Annotated in this window: 4 protein-coding genes and 1 other annotated feature; of the genes, 3 read left to right on the forward strand and 1 reads right to left on the reverse strand. The window is 48.1% G+C overall.

Translation table 11 applies throughout. From position 1 onward, the window contains the following. Positions 1-91: 91 nt before the first annotated feature. Complete coding sequence (locus tag Ga0451573_RS18575; RefSeq protein WP_231685662.1) at positions 92-1,915, reverse strand: methyl-accepting chemotaxis protein; 1,824 nt, start codon at positions 1,913-1,915, stop codon at positions 92-94. 286 nt (positions 1,916-2,201) lie between these two features. Next, positions 2,202-2,431 (forward strand) — a binding site (T-box leader). 125 nt (positions 2,432-2,556) lie between these two features. Here Ga0451573_RS18575 and Ga0451573_RS18580 point away from each other — a divergent pair. The 3 genes from Ga0451573_RS18580 (at position 2,557) to Ga0451573_RS18590 (ending at position 10,715) form a co-directional block, all read left to right on the forward strand. Continuing rightward, positions 2,557-5,199: a valine--tRNA ligase gene (locus tag Ga0451573_RS18580; RefSeq protein WP_231685665.1), complete on the forward strand. Its 2,643-nt coding sequence runs from the start codon at positions 2,557-2,559 to the stop codon at positions 5,197-5,199. Positions 5,200-5,235: 36 nt separating this feature from the next. After that, positions 5,236-6,552 (forward strand): bifunctional folylpolyglutamate synthase/dihydrofolate synthase, encoded by a 1,317-nt coding sequence (locus Ga0451573_RS18585; RefSeq protein ID WP_331459448.1) that lies wholly within the window; start codon positions 5,236-5,238, stop codon positions 6,550-6,552. A 440-nt stretch (positions 6,553-6,992) separates the two neighbouring features. Continuing rightward, entirely contained in the window at positions 6,993-10,715 is a 3,723-nt protein-coding gene (locus Ga0451573_RS18590; protein ID WP_231685666.1) for a carboxypeptidase regulatory-like domain-containing protein, read from the forward strand. The last annotated feature ends 140 nt before the right edge of the window (positions 10,716-10,855 follow it).

The raw sequence follows: 10,855 nt of genomic DNA on the forward strand, positions 1-10,855 counted from the left end.
TATACGAGGCCCGTACGTACGGTTCTGTGAGAGCGAAGAAGTCGGGAAATTATTCCCGACTTCTAGCTACTCGATTAAGCCCCGGATTGTTTTAAGCCTTGAACTTCTGTATAAGTAAATCAAGTTTCTCAGACATCTTTGAAAGAATTTTGGATGAGGCGGCAATTTCTTCAATGGAGGCTGCCATTTCCTCAGTGGAAGCCGAAATTTCATTAGCAGCAGAAGCGCCCTTTTCCGAGATTGCAGAAATATGGCTGATAGAAGATACTACCTGGTCACTGCCCGCAGCCATCTCTTCTGTTGCCGCAGTATTTTCCTGAGTTACTGCAGCCACAGTCTCAATACTTTGGACAACTTCACCGCTGCCTGCAGCTGCCTGTTGGGCACCGGCTGAAATTGCATTCACCTGGTCAAGAACCTCGCCGACAGTTGCCGTAATTTCATCAAGAGCCTTGCCTGCCGTTGTTGCCAGGTTAACCCCTGCCTCAACTTCATGGGTTCCCTCTTCCATAGCGTTTACTGCCCGGTCAATGCCCTTCCGGATATCTGTTACCAGAACGGCTATTTCTTTGGTAGCTGAGCCAGACCTTTCGGCGAGTTTTCTTACTTCATCAGCCACAACCGCAAAACCCTTTCCGTGCTCCCCAGCCCTTGCGGCCTCGATGGCGGCATTTAAGGCCAGCAGGTTTGTCTGTTCAGCAATTTCATCAATGACTTCAATAATTTCACCGATTTGTTGAGAACGCTGCCCAAGTTCCTTAATTTTTTCGGCAGTTTCATAAACCTTATCCTTTATCCTGCCCATTCCATTGATAGTGTCCAAAACTGCCTGGCTGCCGTTTTTGGCTACAGTTGATGTTTTCATCGCACTATCAGAAACCTGTCCGGCATTTGCAGCAACTTCTTCTATGGCAGCCGCCATTTCCGCCACGGAAGTTGATACCCTGTTGACAGATGAAGCCTGCTCCTGGGCGCCGCTGGCGATATGCCCTATGGTTTCACCTAACTGCTCAACTACTTTGCCTATTTCAAAGATGCTTTGTGAGAGGCTTGCATTTCCGGCAGCAACTTCCTGAACGGCGGCAGCGCCGCGTGATACCACAAGGGAGGATTCGCCGGAGTTTTTCGATAGCTGTATGCTGGTTTCTGCGACATGTGAAGCAGCCTCTTTAACCTGATTAATCAGAGAACGGATATTGGCGATCATTTCATTAAACGCATTTGCCATTGCACCTATTTCATCATTTGAAGTAACTTCAACAGTTTGGGTAAAATCTCCCTCAGAAACAAGCCGTGTCTTTTCAACTACATGATTAATCGGGGCCAGGATACGCCCCACCACAAAGGCCATTAGCAAAACTGAAACAGCGATAACGATGACGGCAACAAGAACCGCGGACTTAAGGGCATCAGTTTGGGCTGTTTCCAGAACCTCAACCGGGATTCCCATCCTCATGGCTCCCCAATGCTGACCGTCAATCTTCACCGGATATGAAACGTCGTAAATCAATTCCCCTGTATCACGGTTGTATAACTGGGCCAGGGGAGCGGTGGCTTCGGCTGCCTTTATACCTACCGGGTCATTAAAAACCCGGCCTTCTCTGTCAAGACTGCTGTGAACATAGGCTTTGCCGGTTTTGTCGACCAGTACCAGGTATCTTACCTCATCATCAAACTCCATAAGTTCCTTGTAAGCATCTCTTAAGAGGTTATAATTTTTGCTGTTAACAGAATCCTGAGCCATACTGACAAAGGACGCCAGTACCATCATACCTTTGTCTTCGAGTTCACTGTGAAGTACCCCGGTTTCCCGGCGGTAACCCACAAATGTTGATACAATAAGGGCAATACATATTATCAGCACTGCCGTAAAGTTAACCTTCCACTGAATGCTTTTGCCAAGCTTTCCAATCATAATAATTTCACCTGCCCATACTCCTGATAATGTTTGAAATACTGCACAATAAAGTAGATTAAGACCTGAATTACCTATTTTCCCTCCTTATCAGACAGATTTTTTTACTTAGACAGTCAGAAACTTACACTTGTAATACTATCGTAAATAACAGCAAAAATCTTTACATTAACTAACAACAATTTTACAAAATACTATAAAATAGATTCCATTTAAAGATACGTTTGACAATACCGCCCGGTTTGTTATAATATATATTTCAGACATATTTAATTTGATATTATTTTTAAATGCGTTGAAGGAGAGTAGTAGAATACCTGACCTCACAGAGAGGGGTGGCCCCTGGCTGAAAGGCTCCCTGGTGGTTAAAGGGTTCGAAGTCGCTCCGGAGTTGTGCCGCCGAGGGCTTTTAGTAGGCGGCGCCGGGCAGCCCGTTACAGCGAATCAGGAGAGCCGGAACCTCTAAAGGGTATCCGGAATTAAGGTGGTACCGCGGAAACTTCTTTCGTCCTTACAGGATAAAGGAGTTTTTTTATTTTTACTCGTACTGTTAGCTCTCGAAAATGACCTGGAGTGCATATGCCACGGTCATTTCTAAAGCTAATAGCAGAGAGAAAACGAAAAGTGCAGGAGGAAGAGGAATGGAACAGAAAAACATACCAACTACTTACGACCCGCAGCAGGTTGAAAAGAGACTTTATGAGTTCTGGGAAACAAACGGTTTTTTCCATGCTAAAGTGGAAAAGGATAAAAAACCGTTTGCTATTGTGATGCCCCCGCCCAATGTCACCGGCGCTCTGCACATGGGACATGCCATGGACAATACACTTCAGGATATCCTGATCAGGTGGCGGCGGATGCAGGGGTATAATGCCCTCTGGATGCCGGGCACAGACCATGCCGGGATTGCCACCCAGGCTAAGGTTGAGGAGCAGATTGCCAAAGAAGGCTTGTCCAAATATGACCTGGGCCGGGAAAAGTTCCTGGAACGTGTCTGGGAATGGAAAGAAATGTACCATGACAGGATTGCCGGTCAGTTAAGGGTTATTGGTTCCTCCTGTGACTGGGAGCGGGAACGCTTTACCATGGATGAGGGCTGTTCGCGGGCGGTTCAGAAGGTCTTTGTGGACCTTTACCGCAAGGGACTGATTTATCAGGATAATTATATCATCAACTGGTGTCCCAAATGCCGTACTACAATTTCAGATATTGAAGTGGAGCATGAGGAACAGGCCGGTCATTTTTATCATTTGAGGTATCCGGTAAAACACAGTGATGAATATGTTTTCCTGGCCACAACACGGCCGGAAACCATGCTTGGTGATACTGCCGTGGCAGTCCATCCCGATGATGAAAGATATGGTCACCTGGTAGGCAAAACCGTAATCCTTCCCATAGTAGGGAGGGAAATCCCGGTAGTTGCCGATGCCTATGTTGACCCTGAATTTGGGACAGGTGTAGTCAAAATAACTCCTGCTCATGACCCCAATGATTTCGAGGTTGGCAAGAGGCACAACCTCCTGGAGATCAATGTCATGAACCTCGATGGCACCATGAATGAAGAGGCAGGCAAGTATCAGGGGATGGACAGGTACGAATGCCGCCGGGAGATTCTTAAGGAACTGGAGGAAGGCGGTTTCCTCCTCAAGGTTGAGGACCATGCTCATGCGGTGGGCCAATGCTACCGGTGTGCGACAACTGTTGAGCCAATGATCTCCAAGCAGTGGTTCGTTAAAATGAAGCCCTTGGCTGAACCGGCTATCAGGGCAGCTAAAGACGGGCGGGTCAGGTTCGTCCCGGAGAGGTTTACCAAGGTCTATCTCAACTGGATGGAAAACATCCGTGACTGGTGCATATCGCGCCAATTATGGTGGGGACACCGGATACCCGTATGGTACTGCCGGGACTGCGGCGAGATTATTTGTGATACTGAAGCGCCTTCCAGTTGCCATAAATGCAACAGCCAACAGCTGGAACAGGACCCTGATGTGCTGGATACCTGGTTCAGTTCGGGACTGTGGCCCTTCTCCACTCTGGGATGGCCTGAAAAAACCCCTGAACTGGAACATTTTTATCCAACATCGGTTTTGGTTACCGGCAGGGATATTATATTTTTCTGGGTGGCCAGGATGATATTTATGGGTTTGGAATTTATGAAGGAACCTCCCTTTGCCGAAGTCTTCATCCATGGCCTGATATTGGACGCCCAGGGCAGGAAGATGAGCAAGTCCCTGAACAACGGTGTTGACCCCATAGAAGTTATTGACAAATTTGGCGCTGATACTCTCAGGTTTATGCTGATTACAGGCAATACCCCGGGGAACGATTTGAGGTTCCACTTTGAGCGTCTGGAGAACACGCGTAATTTTGCCAATAAAATATGGAATGCTTCCCGGTTTGTAATGATGAACCTTGAAGGGTTCAGCCCGGAAGAAGTTGGTCAGGACTATTCGCTGGCAGACAGGTGGATTTTGTCCCGTTATAATGAAACAGTCGGGGAAGTTACCCGGAACCTGGAGAGATATGACCTGGGTGAAGCGGCCAAAATAATTTACGAATTTATCTGGAACGAGTTCTGTGACTGGTATATTGAATTGGTTAAACCGGCTTTGTATGGTAAAAAGGATGAAACCAGCAAAAAGACAGCCCAATATGTACTTTGGTACGTGCTGTCAAACACCCTTAAACTGCTGCACCCGATGATGCCATTCATTACTGAGGAAATTTGGCAGCATTTGCCCCATGAGGGTGAAACCATTATGACACAGGAGTGGCCCGTATTCAGTGATTTATTAAAAGATAATGAAGCAGTGGAAAAAATGACTGTGGTTATGGAAACAGTAAAAGCCGTAAGGAACATCAGGGGTGAAATGAATGTCCCGCCTTCACGAAAAGCAGAAATCATTATTGCTGCGAATACAGACATAAACTATATTGCTCTGAATGATGGCAGGGAATATATTGAGCAGTTAGGAGCAGCAGCGGAATTGGCGGTTTCGCGTTCCCTTGATAATAAGCCGGAACAGGCAGTTACGGCTATAACCCGGGGTTTGGAAATATTTATGCCCCTTAAGGGCCTGATAGATATTGATAAGGAGATTGCCAGGCTGCAGAAAGAACTGGCCGCTTTGCAGAAAGAACTTATCCGGGTTAATGGCAAACTATCCAATAAGGGATTCCTTGACAAAGCGCCTGCCGATGTCATCGAAAAGGAAAAGGCCAAACAGGACGGATTCATAGAAAAGAAAAGCGTCTTGGAGGAAAGACTGAAAAGTTTGCAGTAACAGAGTCCGAGACCAATAAGCATGAGTAACAGCGTGTTGGATGAAAGGAACGGGAAAATGAACTTCGATGAATCAATTGAATTTTTGCGAAATCTTACCAAATTTGGCTTTAACTTCGGCTTGAACCGGATTGAAGAACTCCTGAGGAGGCTCGGGAACCCCCAACGGGAACTCAGGGTTATCCATGTGGGCGGGACCAATGGAAAGGGATCCACGGCTGCGATGATTGCCGGCATTTTGCAGGCTGCGGGTCACAAAACCGGAATGTTTACCTCTCCACATATTCATTCCTATTGTGAAAGGTACAAGATTGATGCCATTGATATCAGCAGGGATCGCATCGCTGAAATGATGACTGTTCTCAGGCCGCACCTGGAGGAAATGGTTGCGGAAGGCTTTGAGCATCCTACTGAATTTGAGGTCAGTACGGCGCTTGGTTTCCTGTACTTCTACCGCGAGAAGGTGGATTTCCTGGTTCTGGAGGTGGGCCTGGGGGGAGCCATTGATTCTACCAATGTGGTTATTCCTCTGGTGTCGGTAATTACTAATGTGGCTATGGACCATATGGACTACCTGGGCAATTCGGTGCGGGAGATTGCCGGGGTTAAATCAGGAATAATCAAGCGGGGCGTGCCTGTGGCAACTGCTGCTGATGACCCTGATGCCCTGGAAGTTATCCGGGAAGCGGCCCGGGAAAGGGGCTGCCGTCTTCTGGAGGTAGGGCGGGAGGTTACCTGGCAATCAAAAACCAGTACCCCTGAAGGTCAGGAATTTGACATATTCACCCCACAGAGAGTCTATAAAAACATGTTCCTAAAGTTAGCAGGGCATCACCAGGTGGTCAATGCAGCAACCGCAGTTGCGGCAATCGAACTGCTTGCCGGGCATGTATATCTAATTGATGAAAAGGCAGTGGCCCGCGGTCTTGCCGCGGCTAAGTGGCCGGCGCGGCTGGAGATAGTCAGGGAAGACCCCAGGGTGGTACTTGACGGCGCACATAACCTCCATGGTTCGGCCACCCTGAAAAAAGCCCTTACTGAAGTGTTTTCCTACAGGAGCCTTATCCTGGTATTCGGAATGCTTGGAGACAAGGAACGGGAAAAGGTCGTCGCTATGCTGGCGCCGCTGGCCAGGGCAGTGGTCGTCACTAAACCCAATTCCCCCAGGGCCGGGGACTGGGAGAAGATAGCTGATGAGGTCAGGAAGTATGTCAATGAGGTTTACCTGATTGAGAATATCCATCAGGCTGTGCAAAAGGGGATCGAAATGGCCGGTTCCGAAGACCTGGTCTGTATCACCGGCTCACTTTACATGGTGTCTGAAGCCAGAGAGCTGTTTGCCGGGCGGTTGTAAAGCGGGTCCGGTTTGCCAAAAAGCTTAAGAATGGGACAGGTATTATTCCGTAAGGGCTATTTATAAAGTCTGCCGGATATGCCGGTCTCTTTTTTGTTAGTAAAAGTGCTGTTTCAGGCAGACTTGAACCAAAAAAAATTTTTAGGACCGGGAATCATACAGACTGTATGTATTACAATTTCTAGTATTACAAAACTTGGTATAAAAATTGGAAAAAAGATATTGAAACAGCATAAAAGTACTTATATAATAAGTATTACCATTCGAGTGTAGGCATTTTTTTGGGATCAAAGTTTCCAGAATATTTTGATAAGTATACTGCCTTGATGTGCATCACATTCCGTAAATCTAGTAATTGGAGGTGACGTTTGGGGCTAAAGTCATTTTATTTTCAGTTTGGTAACAGAAGAGTCGAGTGGATTTTTTAAGGGAGGATTGACATGCGGAGAAAATGGAATAGTAAAGCGGTATCTGTAATCTTATGCCTGATTATGCTTTTAAGCATGCTCGGATTGCCGGCATATGCCAAAGGACCAGACGTTTTGGCAGAGGGGGGGACCTTAACCGGAAAGGTAACTGATGCTGCAGCCAACAAGGGGCTGGCAGGGGCGATAATAACGGCTTCCAATGATACAGGTTCTTACAGTGCAGTAAGTAATTCCAGGGGCAGTTATAGTATGGACATGCCTGCTGGGGATTACAATGTAAGCTGTGAAGCATCCGGATATAATACTGTGTATAACTTCGCCTCTATCAGGGACGGGGTAAGGACAACCCTGCTGTTTACCCTAACCCCGGCTGCTGTAACAACAGGTACTCTCAGCGGCGCGGTTACGGACAGCGCCGGAATACCGGTTGCCGGAGCGACTGTGGTCATGTCAGCGGGCGGTTATTCGGCTGTCACTGATGCTGCCGGGACATATGCAATTTCTGATGTGACTGCAGGTACATATGATGTCACAGCCAGCGCGGCAGGGTACACTTCACAGACCGGCCAAATTACGGTGGAGGCCGGAGCAGCGGCTGTCTGCAGCTTTATTTTGGAACCTTTAGTGGAGGCAGGTATTTCCATTGCTTCACTCACAGCAACTCCGGATTCCTTTGCTGAAGGTACCGCCGGTTCAGTGAGTCTGTCTGCTGTAATTGAAGGAACAGCATCAGCTTACGAATGGACACAGGTTGCCGGACCCAAAGTGCCGCTGGTGTCCACAAATGAATTCAGCGCTGTTGCAGATGTCAGCACATTGGCAGTGGCAGCAGAGGCTGAAATGGTGTTCAGGCTTAGTGTCACTGACTCTGAGGGAAGTTCCGATTCCCGGGAAGTGACTGTTGATGTCCAACCTGCTGATATGTTACCCTTCCTGGGTGAGAATGTACAGATTGGGGGATCAAGTACTGCAGTGGCCAAGTTCAGCTTTAATGGTGCAGACTGGTGTCTTTTCAACATTGGCAGCGCCCTGAAGGCTACTCCGGTTGCAACTGCTGAAGGGCCCGTATATACCGTGATTCTGCCTGGAACTGCCTATGACATCGAAATTATTAATGTCCTTGACAGGACTTATGCTGTAGTGGCAGCAGGTAATGCCGGCGTATCGGTAGTTGACATCACCGATCCCGCCATGATGAGCCTTAAGTACACAGCGCCGGTCAACTATTACCAAACGGGGGTTACCTTCAGTGATACCGGGGGCACAATCTGGTATGACAATGTCATTGCCAGCTCAACGGCCCCGATTGTGGCAGTAGAGTTCGACGGCATCAACTTTTATCTTGCCGATTATGACTATGGAATCCACAAAACATCCCTGAGCAATTTCTTTGATCCCCTGGCAGGGCCGGAACCCGCTCCTGCATTGGAAGGTGATGGAACCCTGCGGATTGACCAGGAGATTTATACCCTGCAGTGGGCCGGTGAAAAACCGTGGGGAGGTCCGATTTCACTTAAGTTGTTCGGGAATAAGCTCTTTGCTTCTATGGGCGCTCTTGGGATGGGTATCTTTGATCCCTTAACCATGACCCAGACAGGGCGTTATAACCTGTATACCGATGTGGTCAGAACTGAGGACTTTTTCGGCGCTATGGATATTTCTCAGGCGGTTTCCAGTGACCCGGGCACAGGGGACTTCTACCTGGATGACTTTACCGGTATGCCTGATTACCGCCAGGTTTCATATGAAGTATATGATGTAATGAAGGGCAACCTTACCGGAATACCGACACCCTGGGCGGATTTTGAGCGTGAAGGCAAATGGTACTATAATGCCCAGGATGTGGATGTAGCTCTTCAGGGTGACAGAACTATAGCTTATATTGGCTGTGCTCTTGGCGGTGTGATTGCAGTCGATGTGACCGGGTTTGAAAGTGCAGCTTCCACAGAATTTATGAATGCCGCCTATCTTGGGTATTTTCCGGCAGTTCCTGTTAACGGCCCTTATGAGACGGGATCCCAGCCTTCAAGCCTGCTTCCCTATGAGGGCGCCGGGATGCTCAAAGAATCCGGTGTCACAAGTGTCAGGGTAAATGGTGATAAGGTATATCTGACTGATCACTTTGCCGGCCTGGTCATCCTTGATAAGGCCGCCACCCCTGACATCGACTGGCACAGTCCTGTTCCACCCTATAATAATGATACAAATGGTATTCCTGGTGATAACGTGCCTGATTATGAAGACATAACATCATACGACATGTCTCCATGGGATCTGCTGGATAATGAGTCCCTGCCATGGTGCTTCTACCAGTCACCCTGCCAGTTGGCTACCAAAGAGCTGAACGGTCACGGTTATACACTGATGCTGAACCAGGAGCCGACCCTGACAACTGCAGGAGATGTTGATGTACTTGAATGCTCCGGTGCAGGTGGATTTGTTTTTGTTGATATCACGGACATTGTTGCTGTAAACATGGCTGACCGTTTCAATATTGTGGCATATTTTCCGACAACTGATGAAATCGGAGCCGCTCCTGACGGTACACCTACACAGGCAATTGCTATTGGACATGCCGACAGTGTCAGCGCGTCTAATAACTATATCTACGTTTCCGATGGTCCCCACGGAGTCTTTGCTTTTAACATAACAGATTCCGAGGGCTACATGACTGATGATATTCATCTGGTTGCCAATACTGTCCAGGATGAGTACCCGGTAACAGTGGGAACAGAGATCATTTATCCCCCTTCACATAATGTGAGAAATGTACTCGACCCTGCCAATGGTAAGACCTGGGCTCTGTGCAATGGAAATGGTATGCGCGGGGTTCCTGTCAATGATGTTGAAGACGGTTTGGGCACGGTTGGAGCGCCTCTGCTGTTGAAGCTGTACCGGGATGATTGCTTTGAACACAATTCCGACGAGTTTTCCCTGAAGGAATTGTCCTACCAGGATGCCGCTTTTGACATGGAACTCAGAGGCAGTTACGCTTATGTTGCCGATGGCAGCAATGGGATTACAATCTATGATATTACTAAAGATCCGTCAGTTCGCAACAGTGGCTTCTTTGTCGCCAATATAGGTAAAGTTAAGGGAGAACCGATGCTTGGTACGGCTTCAGGGATAGAACTCTGGAGCAATCCGGCCACAGGCAGGCTTTATGCTGTAACTGCATGCGGCCCTTACGGAGTCGGTGTCGTTGATGTCACTGATACCAACAATATGCAGATTGTAAAGGTATTCGAACCCATCAAGATTGAAGACGGGGATGTGGCTGTTGCCGACGGACAGGCAATAGATGTGGAGGTTATCGGTGACAGAGCATATTTCAGTTATGACAGCTTTGGCGTGGTCTGTTACACCATGGCAGATCTCATTGCACCGCTCCCTGAAGGTGTTGACCCGACTAATCTGTTCCTGAAGAATACATATGGTAATGTAATTTATGACTATCGCCCTGAGGCTGCGGGACGATTTAAGCTTCAGGAGGTGCCCGGGTATGAGACGGTTGATGGCGGCGCAATCAAGATGGCATATACCTCACAGGACGGGCGGCTTTACCTGTATGTAGCCTTTGGAGCAGCAGGACTGGTCAAACTGGATTATACAGACCCTGCCGCCCCGGAGTTGCTGGCACGCATGGATACTGCAGCAGAATGCAACAGTGTTGCCATCTCAAATGGCCGGATATACTGTTCAGACCATGGCGGCGGCCTGGTGTTCTTTAAATAGACAGTTTCTTCAAATAACTGGTAAAATCAAGCAGAGGAAGTGTCTCCAGTCAGGAGGCATTTCCTTTTGTTCGTCCGGCATGCACATCAAGCCGATGGGTTGAGAGAAACCCTATCACCTAACCAGCGGGAAGATAACCC

The sequence above is a fragment of the Phosphitispora fastidiosa genome (assembly GCF_019008365.1).
GTDB lineage: Bacteria > Bacillota > Thermincolia > Thermincolales > UBA2595 > Phosphitispora > Phosphitispora fastidiosa.

Excerpts from the sequence above, each read along its gene's own strand:
- Ga0451573_RS18575 (WP_231685662.1), bottom strand. The coding sequence starts at position 1,915 with ATGATTGGAAAGCTTGGCAAAAGCATTCAGTGGAAGGTTAACTTTACG.
- Ga0451573_RS18580 (WP_231685665.1), top strand. The coding sequence starts at position 2,557 with ATGGAACAGAAAAACATACCAACTACTTACGACCCGCAGCAGGTTGAA.
- Ga0451573_RS18590 (WP_231685666.1), top strand. The coding sequence starts at position 6,993 with ATGCGGAGAAAATGGAATAGTAAAGCGGTATCTGTAATCTTATGCCTG.